Genomic DNA, 15,189 nt, shown 5'->3' on the forward strand with positions numbered 1-15,189 from the left:
GAACCCACGTGCCCGATTAAGGACAAAACGATTTCGAGTCGTTCTCGTTACGACCGCTTCGATACATCTCCAAGTATATTTTCATGGCAAATTTACGATTTGTATATCGCAAATCGACCTTGAAACTTGGAACAGTTGCTGTTAGAATATTGTTAGAAAACGCATCGTTCAGACAGGTTCTGAAGCCTGTCAGGACATCAAAATCGACGTTTCCTCGTGTGATATGGAGACATTCGGCGAAGCATCCACTTGGATTTCGAGTCGTTCTCGTTACGACCACTTCGATACATCTCCAAGTATGTTTTCATGGCAAATTCACGATTTGTATATCACGAATCAGCCTTGAAACGTGGAACAGTTGCTGGTAGGAGGGATGCTCTTTATCCATATACAGCTTTATTATTATAGCAAAATCCCGCCTTTCCGTCAACTGGAAAAACAAAAAGCTCTTCCGGCGGCTGTCTGACCTCAGTCAGCAGGACTGAGAGGGCCTTCTGATTTTTGCTGCGCTCTGCCCTCTCCCTTGACAGGCGGGGCGGCATATGCTATATTTATTTCAAATTTGAAGCATATAGACTCGAAGGAGGACCTATGGCAGCACAGAATCGACAGGATATGGGCAGCGGGCCGGTCAAGCCCCTGCTTTTGCAGCTGATGATCCCCGCCGTGGTGGCGCAGGTGGTCAATCTGCTCTATAACATCGTAGACCGCATCTACATCGGCCACATCGAGGGCATCGGCGCGGCGGCGCTGACAGGTGTGGGCCTGTTCGCCCCCATCCTCATGCTTTTGAACGCCTTCGCCATGCTCATCGGCGCGGGCGGTGCGCCCCGCACGGCCATCGCACTGGGGCAGGGCAACAAAGAGGACGCCGAAAAGATCATCGGCAACAGCTTTACCATGCTGCTCTTCTTCGCCGTGGTGCTGACGATCGGCTTCTATGCCGGTGCGCCCGCCCTGCTGCGGCTTTTTGGCGCCAGCGACGCCACCCTCCCTTACGCGGTGGCCTATGGCCGCATCTATATCCTCGGCTCGGTGTTCGTGCTGCTGGTCATGGGCATGAACCCCTTTATCACGACGCAGGGCTTTGCGAAGATCAGTATGCTCACCACCGTCATCGGTGCGGTCATCAATATCATCCTCGACCCCATCCTCATCTTCGGCCTTGGCTGGGGCGTCCGGGGCGCAGCGGTGGCGACGGTGCTCAGTCAGGCTGTGGGTGCCTGCTGGATCTTGAAGTTCCTCACCGGCCCGAAGACGATTCTCAAACTCCGCAAAGAGTACCTCAGGGTGGAGCGCAGCGTCATCCTGCCGGTGCTGGGGCTGGGCATCTCGTCCTTCGTCATGCTCTCGACGGAGAGCCTGCTTTCCATCAGCTTCAGCTCCAGCCTCGCCCGTTATGGCGGCGACATCGCCGTAGGCGCGATGACCGTCATCACCAGCGTGTCCCAGCTGTGCACCCTGCCCATTCAGGGCATCTGTCAGGGCGGCCAGCCGGTCATGAGCTTCAACTTCGGCGCAGGCAAAAAGGCCCGGGTCAAGGAGGCGTTCCGCTTCCAGCTCACCCTTTGTTTCGGCTACACCACCTTGTTCTGGCTGCTTATGATGGCCGTGCCCGGCGTGGTGGCGGGCATCTTCACCTCGGATGCCGCCCTGATCGACTACACCACATGGGCCATGCGCATCTATATGGCCGGCATCCTTGCGATGGGCGTTCAGATCGCCTGCCAGCAGAGCTTTATGGCGCTGGGTCAGGCGAAGGTGAGCCTCTTGCTGGCCTGCCTGCGCAAGATCATCCTGCTCATCCCCCTCATTTTTATCCTGCCCCATTTTGTGGCAGACAAATGCTTCGGCGTCTTTCTGGCAGAGCCGGTCAGCGATCTTCTGGCCGCGACCATCACGGCCATTACTTTCTTTTCCCGCTTCGATAAGATACTCGACCGGGGCGCAGGGAGAGCGTAATTTCACAGGAAATGACCAGCCCGCAGGACGGACAAAATGCCCGGCCTGCGGGCTGGTTTTGCGTTGGCGTCAGTCGGCCCCGGGAGAGGGGGACGCGGGCGCACCGGCACGCCCGCATACATCAAAAGTACAGCAGCAAAGAATCTTGTATATAAAAGCGAAGATCCTGAATATCTGCACGACAGGCGGATAGAAAACCAATCAATCGGGTCACTTTGTACAAACATTCCGTTGAAAATTTGTGCTTGACTCTAATTGCGGGATGGAAAAATATGCGCTATCATAGTAGCGAAAGGCGAGTCCGTTTGCGGAGGGAATGGTGCTGTGAGCAAAGCACGGCACTGCCATGAAACGGATAAACGCAACATGAATCGGAGGTAACAAGAAATGAAAAAGATCTCTCGTCGTGACTTCCTCGCAGCTTCTGCTGTCGTGGGTGCTGCTGGCGTCCTGACCGCCTGCGGCGGCTCTTCTTCCAATAGCACTGCTGCTTCTACTGCAGGTTCCGCTGCTGCCAGCACCGCTGGCGGCAAGTCCACCGATTACCCCACCAAGGGCATCTCGGTCATCTGCCCCTGGTCTGCAGGCGGCGGCACGGACTCCTGCCTGCGCGCATTCTGCGAGGCAATGGGCAAGAATCTGGGTGTGACCCTGACCGTCGATAACCAGACGGGCGGCGGCGGCATCCTGGGCCATCAGGCCATCGCAGACGCCAACACCGACGGCTACACCATCGGCATGATCACCTTCGAGCTGGCTACCTACAAGAAGCTGGGCACCAGCGAGCTGACTTGGGAGAACTACGCTCCCCTGTGCCGCGTCAACACCGACGCAGCTGCCATCACCGTCGGCGCAAAGTGGGCTGCAAGCAACGGCATCACCGACCTGCCCGGTTTCATCGACTACTGCAAGGCTCACCCCGGTGAGGTGCAGATGGGCGGCTCCTCCAACGCTTCTGTCTGGCACATCGCAGGCGGCTACCTGATGAGCGCTACCGGCATCGACATCCAGATGATCACCTATCAGGAGGGCGCTGCTACCGCCGTCCAGAATGCAGCCGGCGGCTTCATTCAGGGCGTTACCGTTTCTCTGGCCGAGGCCCGCAGCTTCATCGAGTCCGGCGACCTGATCTGCCTCGGCGTTATGGACGAGGAGCGCAACCCCGTCTTCCCCGACGTGCCCACCTGCAAGGAGCAGGGCTACGACATCACCTATTACACCCAGCGCGGCATGGCCGCTCCTCTGGGCGTGGACGATGCCATCATGACCCGTCTGGAAGAGGCCTGCGCCGCCGCCATCGAGGATCCCGATTTCGTGACCTTCATGAACAACAACGGTCAGGCTATCTCCTATCTGGATGCACAGGGCTATGCAGACTACCTGAAGCAGGCTGCTACCGACGTCGCAGCTGCTATGGACGCTGTCGGCCTCTGATTTGTCTCTCTGCGTATTTGCTGGGGCAGGCAGTTCGTGCCTGCCCCTTTTTTGAAAATAGAGAGAGGAGGAACCCCTTTTGAACAAAAACAAAATGAAAACGATGGCCTTTTCCAATCTGATCGGCTCCATCATTTTCCTCGCCATCGGCATCTGGGCATGGTTCCAGACCGGCAACTTCCCCGAGGTGGCCAACACCTATGTGCAGGCGTCCACCTTCCCCCGCGTCATGATCGTGGGCGTGGTCATCTTCTCCGTCATCCTGCTCCTCCAGTCCATCTTCAAGCTGATGGGCACCATGAAGGAGGGCGACCCCACCGCCGTTGAGGTGGGCACCCTGAACCCCCTGAAGGATAAGGGTCTGGCCGCAGCCTACTTCGTCATCCTCCTCTGCGTGCTGTTCGCTGCCCTCTTCAAGAGCTGCGGCTACATCCTGTGCGCAATGGTGCTGTCGATGATCATCATGTTCCTCATCGGCAAGCGCAACTGGGTGCAGATGATCCTTGTGAGCATTCTGGTGCCGCTGCTGATGTGGCTGGTGTTCTACAAGGTGCTTACCGTCAATATTCCGCTGGGTCCGCTGAACTTCCTGCGCACCCTCGTGGACATGATTTAAGGAGGGAGCACAGTTATGGATTTTAGTCTGCTTCTTTCCAGCTACGCGACTGTCTGGTCCAACCCCGAGGTCCTTCTGATGACCTTCATCGGTGCGCTGGGCGGCGTTCTGCTGGGCGCGATCCCGGGCATGACCGCCACCATGGGCGTGGCGCTGCTCATCCCCTTCTCCTTCGGCATGGACCTCATCCCGTCCATCGGCCTGCTGCTGGGCATCTACTGCGGCGGTATGTACGGCGGCTCCATCTCCGCCATCCTCATCCACGCCCCCGGCACGCCCGCCGCAGCCGCCACCCTGCTGGACGGCTACCCCATGTGCAAGAAGGGTCAGGCCGGCAAGGCCCTGTCCGTCGCCATGTTCGCGTCCTTCTGCGGCGGCGTCATCGGCGCACTGGTCATGACCTTCCTGTCTCCGCTGGTCGCTGACATGGCCATGAACTTCGGTCCCGGCGAGATGTTCATGCTGGCCGTCTTCGGTCTGTCGGTCATCGTCGCAATTTCCGGCAAGTCTGTGGCCAAGGGCCTCATCAGCGCCTTCTTCGGTATGCTGCTGTGCACCGTCGGCCTCGACCCCACCAACGGCATCCCCCGCTTCATCACCACCAAGCAGACCGGCCTGCTGGACGGCTTCCAGTTCATCCCTACCCTGATCGGTCTGTTCGCAGTCTCTGAGGTCATCGCCGGCGTGGAGCGCATCATCCGCGGCGAGGAGCAGGAGCAGAGATCCAACGAGAAGATCACCAACGTCCTGCCGGACTGGAAGACCATCAAGAAGATCTGGCCCAACATCCTCTCCGGCGGCCTCATCGGCACCTTCATCGGTGCCATCCCCGGTGCAGGCGGTGACATCGCCGTCTTCGTCTCCTACGGCGCCAGCAAGTCCGCCAGCAAGCACCCCGAGCTGTACGGCACCGGCATCCCCAACGGCGTTGCGGCGACCGAGTCCGCCAACAACGGCTGCTCCGGCGGCGCAATGATCCCCCTGCTGTCTCTGGGCGTCCCCGGCGACTCCGTCACGGCCATCCTGCTGGGTGCCTTCATCATGAAGGGCATCACCCCCGGCCCCATGATGTATGTCACCGAGCTGCCCACCGTCTACCGCGTCTTCGCAGCTCTGATGCTGGCAAACCTCTGCATGCTGGTGGTGGGCTGCCTCGGCGTCCGCTTCTTTGCAAAGATCGTCTCTGTCGAGAAGAAGATGCTCTACCCCATCATCCTCGTCATCTCCCTGCTGGGCGCTTTCTCCATCAACAAGAATGCCTTTGACGTGGGCGTCTGTGTCGCCTTCGGCATCATCGGCTGGCTGATGAACAAGTACGAGTTCCCCCTTTCTCCCATCCTGCTGGCCCTTATTCTGGGACCCATGTGCGAGAAGAACTTCGTGCGCTACATGAACATCCAGCGCGGAAACTTCTTCGCCATCACCACCTCTCCCATCGCTATGGTCTTTGCAAGCGTAGCCATCCTCGTTATCATCTACTCGGTCTATAACCAGAGCAAGATCAACAAGCGCACCGCTGCAAACGCTGCACAGGAGAAGGCATAAGCTCAACATCCTGACAAGCTCTGTCTGTTACATTCCCATGAAGCTGCGGCTGTCCCGTTCCGTCGGGGCGGCCGCACTTCGCTTTTGGTGTGACCTGCGGACAGAGACGTAAACGATAAAAGGCCCTCCCGGTTTTGCCCGGGAGGGCCTTTTCGTTTTGCTGTACGCTTACTTTTCGGCGGGCGTCTCCGGAGCAGCGGGCGCTTCCGAATGGTGGCACTTGGCCAGCATATCCAGCTCCGGCATCAGCTCGGTGCTGATGACCGACAGCATCTGCTCCATCTTGTCGCAGTCCTCTGCGGGGAACCGCTGACGCACTCGCTCGATGACGGTGTGCAGGTAGGAGTAGCTGATGCTGTAGTAATCGATGTATTTCTGGGTGGGGCGCAGATAGTACTCGCGGCGGTCGGTGGTGGACTGGATCTTCTCCACATAGCCCTTTTTCACGAGGCTGCCGATCTTGTAGGCCGCGTTGGGAGTGGAAATGCGCATCATGCGGGAGAACTCCGCAATGGTCGGCTCGCCCATCGCCATGATGCCCTCCATGCAGAAGGACTCCACCGTGGTCAGCGTGGCCTCGCGGGTGGCAAAGCGCTGAAATACATTTTGATAAAAGTGCAGCTTGAATTTGGTATAGACGTCCTGAAAGACTTCTTCCAGCATGGATTCTCCTTCCATGAGCCTAATAGCTCAAAAAATTTACTCTTTTTACAGTATACCATGATTCTGGCCGGAGGGGAAGAGAAAAATCCACGATTTTGGTGGAAATTTTAGGCTTTTTCGGACTTTTTCTGCCCGGGATGGCCCATCCGTGCCCTGACGATGCTCAGGACCACAAGCTCGATGACGACGGCACAGGCCAGCAGCACGAAGGAGGTCAGGACGTTGGCAGCCTCGCCGAGGACGGCCTGCGCTGCGCCGCAGAGCAGGTAGCAGCCCGCCGAGATGGCGGCGGCGGTCATGGCGTAGGGCAGCTGAGTGGAGACATGGTTGACGTGGCTGCAGTGGGCACCGGCAGAAGCCATGATGGTGGTGTCGGAGATGGGCGAGCAGTGGTCGCCGCAGACCGCGCCGGACAGGCAGGCGGCGATGGAGACCACCAGCATCTCACCCTCCGGGAACGCATGGCAGACGATGGGCACGAGGATGGAGAAGGTACCCCACGAAGTGCCGGTGGCGAAGGCGAGGAAGACGGCCACGAGGAAGATGATGATGGGCAGCAGGTACTGCAGCGCCGCAGCGGAGCCGCTGAGCAGGCTGGCGACGTAGTATTTTGCGCCCAGCAGGCCGGTCATGCCGGAAAGGGTCCACGCCAGCGTCAGGATGAGCATGGGGCTGACCATCGCCTTGAAGCCCTCGGGGATACAGGCGGCGAAGTCCTGAAAGGTCATGACGCCCCGCACCCGGTAGAAGACGAAGGTGAACATCAGGGCGATGGAGCTGCCCATCACGAGGCCCACAGAGGCGCTGCAATTTGCGAAGGCAGTGATGAAGTCCACGCCCTCGAAAAAGCCGCCGGTGTACACCATGCCGAAGATGCAGGCCGCGATGAGCACCAGCACCGGCGCGATGAGGTCTACCACATGGCCGCGGGCGTCGGAGCCGTCGTCCACATCGTCGCCGTAGGGGCGGTCGTCGGTGGTGAAGAGGTCGCCCAGCAGGGCGTTGTCCTCGTGCTTCTTCATGGGGCCGTAGTCGAAGCCGCTGAAGATGAGGAAGAGGCTCATCACCATCGTGAGGATGGCGTAGTAGTTATAGGGGATGGTGCGCAGGAACATGGTGAAGCCGTTGATGCCCGAGCCTTCCGGCACCGAGGAGGTGACGGCGGCAGCCCAGCTGGACACCGGCGCGATGATGCAGATGGGGGCGGCGGTGGCGTCGATGAGGTAGGCCAGCTTTGCGCGGGAGACCTTCTGCCGGTCCGTGACCGGGCGCATGACGGAGCCGACGGTCAGGCAGTTGAAGTAGTCGTCCACAAAGATGAGGATGCCCAGCAGCAGGGTGGCGAACTGTGCGCCTGCCCGGGTGTGGATATGGGTGGAGGCCCAGCGGCCGAACGCGGCGCTGCCGCCGGCCTTGTTCATCAGGGCCACAAGGATGCCCAGCATCACCAGAAAGACGAGGATGCCCACATTGCTGGCATCGGACAGCTTGGAGATCATGCCGCCGTCCTCGTTGAAAAAGAGGGTGGTCAGCGCAAGCTCAAGGTTGCCGTTGGCGTAGAGCAGCGCACCGGTGGCGATGCCCACCAGCAGCGAGGTGTAGACCTCCTTGGTGTTAAGGGCCAGAACGATGGCCACCACAGGGGGCAGCAGGGAGAGCGCAGAGCTGTATACTGCGCAGGTGTAGGTGGAGGGGTCGGCGATCTTGCCGGGCGTTGCTGCGGTGCACCACAGCAGCAGGGCGAACACCAGAAGAGCACCCACCCACGAAAGATTGTTTTTTTTCATGATAAGCTCCTCACTTGATTTTTTTGCGGTCTGCCGGGCAGACTATCCCCAAGAACGGGGACGGAAGGGGGTGTTGGCTGCGCCGGACTATAAAGCGATGTATCTGGAACTGTTCCGCGCCAGCGAGCAGGCAGCCCGGCTCCTGCAGGAAGCACAGGCCCGGGCCGAGCAGCAGCTTCTGGCTGCCGACCCGCCGCCCATCGAGCTTGCCGGGCGCGGAGAGCAAAAAGATTAACCCTTCTTGCTCTCGGCTTTGGCGGCAAATTTGGCGTCGTTGACCACGAAGCGCTCGTGGACGCCGCCGCCCACGGGGCCTTTCTCGTCGTACAGGGACACCTTGAACACCAGCTTGCGGCCCTCCACAGCGGTCAGCTCGCTCTCGCAGGTGACGGTCATGCCCACGGGGGTGGGGGCGGTGTGCTCCAGCTCCAGCTTGGTGCCCACAGAGCCGCAGCCCTCGTCCAGTGCGTCGGCGACGCTCATCCAGCAGGTCTTTTCGGCCAGCGCCACCAGTGCGGGGGTGGCGAAGACGTTCAGCGTGCCGCTGCCCATCGTCTTGGCGGTGTTTTCAGGGGTGACGGCGACGCTCTGTCTGCCGCGGATGCCAGTCTCTAACATAAAAATGCCTTCTTTCTCAAATCTTCGTCCTGCCGCAGTTTGCGGCAGATAATTTCACATTCGTAAGGATACCACAAAATATCGGTCATTGCATCTGTTTTCGGGATTTTTTCTCTAAAACTCTTTCCGCCTGAAGCCAAAAGCGGTATCATAAGCTGGACAAGGAGGGAGAGAAGATGAATGATTTCTGGAAATCCTACGACATCACCCACGCTGAATTTGGAGCCGATTACCGGTGTTATCCGCTGTATGGCGGCATCCACCTCACAGAATTGGCTCTTTCGCTTGCATTCATTGCAGGAATGGCTTGGTGGTATCGCCGCAGCTCTGCCCGCACCCGGCGGCGTATTTTAATAGGAGTCACTCTCCTACTTGTGCTGGACGAAGCTGCCCTCCTGCTGGGGATGGAGCTGACCGGTCAATGGAACTGGAGTTATCTGCCCCTGCACCTGTGCAGCATCAATGTCTTTGTCTGCCTATACAACACCCTCACGGACAGGAATTGGTGCAAAGAGGAGCTTTATGCGCTCTGCATTCCGGGTGCGGCGCTGGCTCTGCTCTGTCCCAGTTGGCTGGACGTTCCCTTCTGGTGGACATTCATCAATCTGCACTCGGTCAGCATCCATGCCCTGCTGGTACTCTATCCTACCCTGCTGGTGGTGGGTGGTTATCGTCCCAGCCCCCGGCGAATCCCACAGGTGCTGGCGTTTTTGTTTGGATCCGCCCTGCCCATCTACTTTTTGAATAAGCCGCTTGGTACCAACTTCTATTTTCTCAATAATCCCTATGGGAATATCATCACCAGTACATTTACAGAGCTGCTAGGTGAAAAGTATTATATTCTGGGCTTTCTGCCTGCCATCGCGCTGGCGCTGGCCGTTATGTATCTGCCGTGGGCCTTGAAAGAGTGGCGGAGCAGAGGGAGGACATAAAACACAGCAGGGATGTTTTAATGAAACCGCAAGCTGATTGCAAATTTCCGGCGTTTTACGGTTTATTTTGTCAATTTGGGAGGCATGATAAGTTTTTGTGCCAAAACGCTTGACAGGGGGGCATCTGCGTGTTATCATGAATACATGAACAGATGTTCATATGTGAAAACGAAAGGGTGACAACGATGGCTGAAGAAGTCACTTCCCCCGAAAAACTGCCCAAGGCCCCGCCGGTGCTGCCGGACGATGAGGTGCTTTATGAGCTGGCCGACCTGTTCCGGGTGTTCGGCGACTCCACCCGCATCAAGATCCTCTATGCCCTCCACGACGACGAGCTTTGCGTGCAGGACATCGCAAACGCCGTCCAGCTCAGCCAGTCGGCGGTGAGCCACCAGCTGCGGGTGCTGAAGGACACAAAGCTCGTCCGCTTCCGCCGCGACGGCAAGACCGTCTACTATGCGCTGGACGACGACCATGTGCGCAGCATCCTCTCGATGGGCATGGACCATATCGAAGAGTGATGCCCCCTGAAATGCTGCAAGCCCTGCTGCACCCTGCGGCGGAGCGGCTATATAGAAAGAAAGGCTGGTACTTATTATGAAAAAGAGCTACAAGATCGAAGTGGACTGCGCAAACTGCGCTCAGAAGATGGAGGATGCCGCCAACACCGTTTCCGGCGTGGCAAAGGCTACCGTCAGCTTCATGACCCAGAAGATGAACGTCGAGTTTGCCGAGGGCGCTGACCCCAAGGCCACCATGCAGAACGTCCTCGCTGCCTGCAAGAAGGTGGAGGACGACTGCGAGATCTTCGGCATCTGAGCGTCTGCCGCAGCGGACGAGATGCGGGTGGAAACTGTGGAAAAATGAATCGGTTTTCAACAATTTCCACTGTGTTTTCAACATCCTTTGCGCAAAAGTAGAAAAATAAACGCGCATTTGAGGCTTTTTGCGGGAAAACATCGTGGAAAAGCCGGGGGAAAGGGTGGAAAACAAGCCCCTTGTGGGGAAAACCTGTTGAATCTGAGAAAAGTGCCCCAAAGGAGGCCTGAGACCCATGACGAAAAAACAAAAGAAAATGCTCTACCGCATCCTCGCCGCTCTGGCGCTGGTGCTGGTGCTCAAGCTGCTGCCGCCCCTGCCCATGGCGGCAGAGCTGCTACTCTACTGCATCCCCTACCTCGTGGTGGGCTGGGATGTGCTCCGCAAGGCCCTGTTGGGCATCAAGAACCGTCAGGCCTTCGATGAGTGCTTCCTGATGGCAGTCGCCACCGTGGGCGCATTCGCGCTGGGCGACTACGTCGAGGGCTGCGCCGTTATCATCTTCTATCAGATCGGCGAGCTGTTCCAGAGCGTGGCCGTCGGCAAGAGCCGCCGCAGCATCTCGGCCCTGATGGACATCCGGCCCGACTATGCCAACATCGAGGGCGAGGACGGCAAGCTGGAACAGGTGGACCCCGACGAAGTTGAGGTGGGCACGGTCATTGTGGTCCAGCCCGGCGAGCGTGTGCCCATCGACGGCGTCATCATCGAGGGCGCTTCCACCCTGAACACTGCCGCCCTCACCGGCGAGAGCCTGCCCCGCGATGTCCAGTCCGGGGATGAGGTCATCAGCGGCTGCGTCAATATGAGCGGCCTGCTCCGGGTCAGGACCACCAAGGAGTTCGGCGAATCCACCGTCTCCAAGATCCTCGACCTTGTGGAAAATTCCAGCATGAAGAAGGCTCGGGCCGAGAACTTCATCACCCGCTTTGCCCGGGTCTACACCCCGGCGGTCTGCTACGGCGCTCTGGCGCTGGCCTTCATCCCCCCCATCGCCCTGCTTCTCATGGGCCAGCCGGCCCGCTTCGGGGACTGGGTCTACCGTGCCCTCACCTTCCTCGTCATCAGCTGCCCCTGCGCTCTGGTCATCTCCATCCCGCTGAGCTTCTTCGGCGGCATCGGCGGCGCATCCGCCTGCGGCATCCTCGTCAAAGGCTCTACCTATCTGGAAGAGCTGGCCAACACCGGCGTCGTGGTCTTCGATAAGACCGGCACCCTGACGCAGGGCACTTTTAAAGTCACTAAGATCTGCCCCGTGGAGGGCGGTGCGGAGGAAGCCCTCGTGGAGGCTGCTGCGCTGGCCGAGAGCTGGTCGAAGCATCCCATCTCCCTGAGCATCAAGGCCGCCTACGGCAGGGACATCGATGCCGCCCGCGTCACCGATGTGAAAGAGCTGGGCGGCCACGGCGTCACTGCCAAGGTGGATGGCAGGCCGGTAGCGGCGGGCAACGCCCGCCTGATGGAGAAGCTGGGCCTTTCTGTCCCCGATGTGCCCCAGATCGGCACCATCGTCCATGTGGCCATCAATGGCGAGTATGCGGGCTACCTGCTCATCGCCGACGTGGTGAAGCCCCACAGTGCACAGGCCATCAAGGGCCTCAAGCAGGCCGGCGTCCGCAAGACGGTCATGCTGACCGGCGACGCCGAGCCGGTGGCGAAGGCCGTCTCGGCAGAGCTGGGCCTCGATGAGTACCATGCGGGCCTGCTGCCCGGCGACAAGGTGGATCAGATCGAGAAGCTCATCGCCGAGAAGCGGCCCAAGGAGAATCTGGCCTTCGTGGGCGACGGCATCAACGACGCCCCTGTCCTCTCCCGCGCTGACATCGGCATTGCCATGGGCGCACTCGGTTCGGACGCCGCCATCGAGGCCGCAGACGTCGTCCTGATGGACGACGACCCGGCTAAGATCGCCCTCGCCATGCGCATTGCCCGCCGCACCAAGGGCATCGTCTACCAGAACATCGTCTTTGCGCTGGCCATCAAAGCGGCCTGCCTGCTGCTGGGCGCTCTGGGCATCGCCAATATGTGGGCGGCCATCTTCGCGGACGTTGGTGTTATGGTCCTCGCTGTCCTGAACGCCACCCGCGCCCTCTACACGAAGGACCTCGTGAAGAAGGATAAGCTGGACTAAGGGCCGCATCCTATCGCAAAAAGAAAGCATCCGCAGAGGGTGTTTCTCCGAAAAAAGCTCGGAGAGCCGCCTCTGCGGATGCTTTTTGTCTGTCGGCAGGGGGAAACTCCTCTCTTGCAATGTATTATAAACCTGTTATAATACTAGAATGGAGGGTTGAAGCCAATGCAAAAACAAAACGAAATAAAATTGAACCGTGCGCCGGTGTGGCGCGCGTTCCGGGCCGCAGCGCCCCAGACGCTGCCGGTGTTTGCCGGATATTTGGTGCTGGGCCTCGGTTACGGCATCTATGTGCAGTCGCTGGGTCTGCCGGTCTGGCTGCCGCCCCTGATGGGCACGGTGGTGTATGGCGGCTCGCTGGAATTTGTGCTGGCGTCGCTGCTGCTGGGCAGCTTTGCGCCGGTGTCGGCCTTTCTGATGGCCCTGATGATCCAGGCGCGGCACCTCTTCTACGGCCTGACCATGCTGCAGCGCTACCGGGGCTACGGCCTGCGCAGCGCCTACATGATCTTCGCCATGAGCGATGAGACGTTCTCCATCACCTGCTCAGCAGAGCCGCCGGAGGGGGTGGACCGGGGCTGGTTCATGTTCTTCATCACCCTGCTGGACCAGTTCTACTGGGTCGCCAGCGCGGCCATGGGGGCGGCCCTCGGCGCAGTCCTGCCCTTCAGCACCGAGGGCGTCGATTTTGTCATGACGGCCATGTTTGTGGTCATCTTCCTCAATCAGTGGGAGAAGGAAAAGCAGCACGCCAGCGCCGTCATCGGCCTCGCTGCGCCGCTGGTCTGCCTGCGCATCTTTGGCGCGGGCAGCTTCCTCATCCCCTCGATGGTCTGCATCCTCGCGGCCCTGCTCCTGCTCCGCCGCCCCATCGAGGCCAAGGAAAGCGAGGCGGCACGATGAGTGATCTCCAATTCATCCTGACCATCGCCGTCTGTGCGGCGGCGACCATGCTCACCCGGTTTCTGCCTTTTCTGGTGTTCGGCTCCCGGGGCGGCAGGGTGCCCGAGGTGGTGGAATATCTGGGCCATGTGCTGCCCGCCGCCATCTTCGGGATGCTCATCGTCTACTGCCTCAAGGGCGTCAGCTTTGCCACAGGCAGCCACGGCATCCCCGAGGCCATCGCCATCGGCGTGACCGTCGCGCTCCATAAGTGGAAGCATCAGACGCTCGTCTCCATCGCAGGCGGCACGCTGTGCTATGTGCTGCTGGTGCAGATGGTATTCTGAAAATGTGGTCGTGCTGGTCAAACCGGCACGATTTTTGATTTTTTAGTGATAGAACGTATCAAAATTGACCTGCCGGTAGAACCGCTGCTGCAACTGATCGAAGCTGTCGCAGTCCTGTGCCAGCAGCCACATGATCTTGGTCACCACGGCCTCGATGGTCATATCGTGGGCCTCGAGGAAACGGAAGCGGTTCTTGACCCGCTTGCCCACCTCGTAGATGCCCACATCGCTGCCCTCGTAAGTCACCTGTGTGGTGAGGATGAGCACCTTGCGGGTCTTGTCGTAGTCGCCGAGGCCCTCGGCAAAGGCGTCCATCAGCCGCTGGGGGATGCCGCCCACGCCGAAGCTCTCCACGATGACGCAGTCGTAGAGCCGGAAGATGTCCGGGATGAGGTCGGGGCTGAGGCCCGGCGTCAGCTTGAGCAGGAAGACCCGGGGGCTGAGGGCGCGGCCAAACTCCACCGGGCCGGTGGGCCAGGGCGAGGGCACATACCGCACCAGACGGTCGCCCTGCACCAGCGCCAGCGCCGGAAAATTTACGGAGGCGAACGCGTCGTAGCTGATGGTCTTGTTCTTTTTGGCGCGGGTGCCCGCGATGACGTGCCCGCCGAACACCACCATAACGCCCCGGCTGCCGGGGTCAAGGGCGCAGATGACGCTGTCGCGCAGGTTTTTCTTGGCGTCGGTGATCTCGTTGGAGATGGGCTGCTGTGCGCCGGTGAGGATGATGGGCTTGTCGGCGTTCTGGATGAGGTAGGACAGTGCCGCCGCCGAGTAGGCCAGTGTGTCGGTGCCGTGGCAGATGATGAAGCCGTCGTAGAGGGCATAATTTTCCTGCACGGCCTTTGCCATCATCAGCCAGTGCTCCGGGCCGAGGTCGGTGCTGTCGATGCTGCACAAGGCCAGCGTGTCGGGGCAGCAGAGGTCGTTCAGCTCGGGCAGATGAGCCAGCAGTTCTTCGCTGGTGAGCACGGGCTTGAGGCCCTGCTGGGTGCGGACGCTGGCGATGGTGCCGCCGGTGGTGATGAAAAGCAGGCGCTGCTTTGTGGACATAAGTAAAAGCCTCCATTGGGAAGATAAAAAATCAAATTCAAGGAAAGTATAACACACTCTCCGGCCCTTGCAAAGTGGAGTTCCGGCGGGAAATGGAGGCTTTTGGGACTTGGTCACAGAAATGTGGAGATTTTGGTGTATAATAGAAGAGTAGAGCGAGGTTGCGCGGGGTAAGGTTTCTTTAAGTGGGCTTGCGCGCGCTTGTGGCGCGGGTCAAATTGCTGTTGCGGTAAGGCTAAGTTCTCTTTTGCGTGCCAAAAGAGAACCAGAAAAGCACCCGCTACTTTCGAGGCGCGGGAGGCACGAGAAAGGGGCTGCTCGCCCCTTTCAGACCCCGAAGGAGTAGTCGAAGCACAAAAATGCTAGCCGCTTCGCTAAACGCATTTTTTGTACTTCTCCG

Annotated in this window: 15 protein-coding genes and 1 tRNA gene (1 of these 16 only partly in view); 11 read left to right on the forward strand and 5 right to left on the reverse strand. The window is 59.4% G+C overall.

Annotation, left to right across the window (positions count from 1 at the left end; all coding sequences use genetic code 11):
* A tRNA-Ser gene (locus ACT8X9_RS02995) sits at positions 1–71 on the reverse strand (it extends 175 nt beyond the left edge of the window).
* 520 nt (positions 72–591) lie between these two features.
* On the opposite strand from ACT8X9_RS02995, the gene ACT8X9_RS03000 reads away from it, so the two are divergent.
* From ACT8X9_RS03000 to ACT8X9_RS03015, 4 genes are all read left to right on the forward strand, one after another.
* On the forward strand, positions 592–1,962 hold the full coding sequence (locus ACT8X9_RS03000) for an MATE family efflux transporter (protein WP_444268079.1): 1,371 nt from the start codon (positions 592–594) through the stop codon (positions 1,960–1,962).
* A gap of 387 nt (positions 1,963–2,349) precedes the next feature.
* Entirely contained in the window at positions 2,350–3,396 is a 1,047-nt protein-coding gene (locus tag ACT8X9_RS03005; RefSeq protein ID WP_444268080.1) for a Bug family tripartite tricarboxylate transporter substrate binding protein, read from the forward strand.
* A gap of 79 nt (positions 3,397–3,475) precedes the next feature.
* A complete protein-coding gene (locus ACT8X9_RS03010; RefSeq protein ID WP_249233949.1) occupies positions 3,476–4,012 on the forward strand; it encodes a tripartite tricarboxylate transporter TctB family protein in 537 nt (178 codons plus the stop codon).
* Positions 4,013–4,027: 15 nt separating this feature from the next.
* Complete coding sequence (locus tag ACT8X9_RS03015; protein ID WP_249233950.1) at positions 4,028–5,557, forward strand: tripartite tricarboxylate transporter permease; 1,530 nt, start codon at positions 4,028–4,030, stop codon at positions 5,555–5,557.
* Between the two features lie 168 nt (positions 5,558–5,725).
* Here ACT8X9_RS03015 and ACT8X9_RS03020 read toward each other — a convergent pair whose 3' ends face one another.
* Positions 5,726–6,220 (reverse strand): MarR family winged helix-turn-helix transcriptional regulator, encoded by a 495-nt coding sequence (locus ACT8X9_RS03020; protein ID WP_227621631.1) that lies wholly within the window; start codon positions 6,218–6,220, stop codon positions 5,726–5,728.
* Between the two features lie 107 nt (positions 6,221–6,327).
* On the reverse strand, positions 6,328–8,007 hold the full coding sequence (locus ACT8X9_RS03025) for a Na+/H+ antiporter NhaC family protein (RefSeq protein WP_444268081.1): 1,680 nt from the start codon (positions 8,005–8,007) through the stop codon (positions 6,328–6,330).
* Positions 8,008–8,077: 70 nt separating this feature from the next.
* Between ACT8X9_RS03025 and ACT8X9_RS03030 the strand changes: the two genes are divergently transcribed.
* Positions 8,078–8,242, forward strand: coding sequence for a hypothetical protein (locus tag ACT8X9_RS03030; protein ID WP_349138478.1), 165 nt, complete (start codon positions 8,078–8,080; stop codon positions 8,240–8,242).
* Here the strand turns inward: ACT8X9_RS03030 and ACT8X9_RS03035 are convergent.
* Positions 8,239–8,625 (reverse strand): thioesterase family protein, encoded by a 387-nt coding sequence (locus ACT8X9_RS03035; protein WP_227621622.1) that lies wholly within the window; start codon positions 8,623–8,625, stop codon positions 8,239–8,241. The two genes, ACT8X9_RS03030 and ACT8X9_RS03035, sit on opposite strands and share 4 nt — an antisense overlap.
* A 176-nt stretch (positions 8,626–8,801) precedes the next feature.
* Between ACT8X9_RS03035 and ACT8X9_RS03040 the strand changes: the two genes are divergently transcribed.
* The 6 genes from ACT8X9_RS03040 (at position 8,802) to ACT8X9_RS03065 (ending at position 13,736) form a co-directional block, all read left to right on the forward strand.
* Positions 8,802–9,557, forward strand: a complete 756-nt coding sequence (locus ACT8X9_RS03040) for a YwaF family protein (RefSeq protein WP_444268082.1) — start codon at positions 8,802–8,804, stop codon at positions 9,555–9,557.
* A gap of 185 nt (positions 9,558–9,742) precedes the next feature.
* Positions 9,743–10,078, forward strand: coding sequence for an ArsR/SmtB family transcription factor (locus ACT8X9_RS03045; protein ID WP_227621620.1), 336 nt, complete (start codon positions 9,743–9,745; stop codon positions 10,076–10,078).
* Positions 10,079–10,154: 76 nt separating this feature from the next.
* Positions 10,155–10,376: a cation transporter gene (locus tag ACT8X9_RS03050; RefSeq protein WP_412588819.1), complete on the forward strand. Its 222-nt coding sequence runs from the start codon at positions 10,155–10,157 to the stop codon at positions 10,374–10,376.
* A gap of 235 nt (positions 10,377–10,611) precedes the next feature.
* Positions 10,612–12,507, forward strand: coding sequence for a heavy metal translocating P-type ATPase (locus ACT8X9_RS03055; RefSeq protein ID WP_444268083.1), 1,896 nt, complete (start codon positions 10,612–10,614; stop codon positions 12,505–12,507).
* Positions 12,508–12,672: 165 nt separating this feature from the next.
* Positions 12,673–13,410 (forward strand): AzlC family ABC transporter permease, encoded by a 738-nt coding sequence (locus ACT8X9_RS03060; RefSeq protein ID WP_444268084.1) that lies wholly within the window; start codon positions 12,673–12,675, stop codon positions 13,408–13,410.
* A complete protein-coding gene (locus ACT8X9_RS03065; protein WP_249233957.1) occupies positions 13,407–13,736 on the forward strand; it encodes a branched-chain amino acid transporter permease in 330 nt (109 codons plus the stop codon). Before ACT8X9_RS03060 ends, ACT8X9_RS03065 begins: the two co-directional genes overlap by 4 nt.
* A gap of 42 nt (positions 13,737–13,778) precedes the next feature.
* Here the strand turns inward: ACT8X9_RS03065 and ACT8X9_RS03070 are convergent, their stop codons facing one another.
* Positions 13,779–14,789: an asparaginase gene (locus tag ACT8X9_RS03070; RefSeq protein ID WP_227621615.1), complete on the reverse strand. Its 1,011-nt coding sequence runs from the start codon at positions 14,787–14,789 to the stop codon at positions 13,779–13,781.
* Positions 14,790–15,189: the final 400 nt, after the last annotated feature.

Source organism: Faecalibacterium sp. (genome assembly GCF_052358865.1).
Classification (GTDB): Bacteria; Bacillota; Clostridia; order Oscillospirales; family Ruminococcaceae; genus Faecalibacterium; species Faecalibacterium butyricigenerans.

Coding starts and splice junctions, on each gene's coding strand:
- ACT8X9_RS03000 (WP_444268079.1), top strand. CDS start 592: ATGGCAGCACAGAATCGACAGGATATGGGCAGCGGGCCGGTCAAGCCC.
- ACT8X9_RS03005 (WP_444268080.1), top strand. CDS start 2,350: ATGAAAAAGATCTCTCGTCGTGACTTCCTCGCAGCTTCTGCTGTCGTG.
- ACT8X9_RS03015 (WP_249233950.1), top strand. CDS start 4,028: ATGGATTTTAGTCTGCTTCTTTCCAGCTACGCGACTGTCTGGTCCAAC.
- ACT8X9_RS03020 (WP_227621631.1), bottom strand. CDS start 6,220: ATGCTGGAAGAAGTCTTTCAGGACGTCTATACCAAATTCAAGCTGCAC.
- ACT8X9_RS03025 (WP_444268081.1), bottom strand. CDS start 8,007: ATGAAAAAAAACAATCTTTCGTGGGTGGGTGCTCTTCTGGTGTTCGCC.
- ACT8X9_RS03035 (WP_227621622.1), bottom strand. CDS start 8,625: ATGTTAGAGACTGGCATCCGCGGCAGACAGAGCGTCGCCGTCACCCCT.
- ACT8X9_RS03040 (WP_444268082.1), top strand. CDS start 8,802: ATGAATGATTTCTGGAAATCCTACGACATCACCCACGCTGAATTTGGA.
- ACT8X9_RS03045 (WP_227621620.1), top strand. CDS start 9,743: ATGGCTGAAGAAGTCACTTCCCCCGAAAAACTGCCCAAGGCCCCGCCG.
- ACT8X9_RS03050 (WP_412588819.1), top strand. CDS start 10,155: ATGAAAAAGAGCTACAAGATCGAAGTGGACTGCGCAAACTGCGCTCAG.
- ACT8X9_RS03055 (WP_444268083.1), top strand. CDS start 10,612: ATGACGAAAAAACAAAAGAAAATGCTCTACCGCATCCTCGCCGCTCTG.
- ACT8X9_RS03060 (WP_444268084.1), top strand. CDS start 12,673: ATGCAAAAACAAAACGAAATAAAATTGAACCGTGCGCCGGTGTGGCGC.
- ACT8X9_RS03065 (WP_249233957.1), top strand. CDS start 13,407: ATGAGTGATCTCCAATTCATCCTGACCATCGCCGTCTGTGCGGCGGCG.
- ACT8X9_RS03070 (WP_227621615.1), bottom strand. CDS start 14,789: ATGTCCACAAAGCAGCGCCTGCTTTTCATCACCACCGGCGGCACCATC.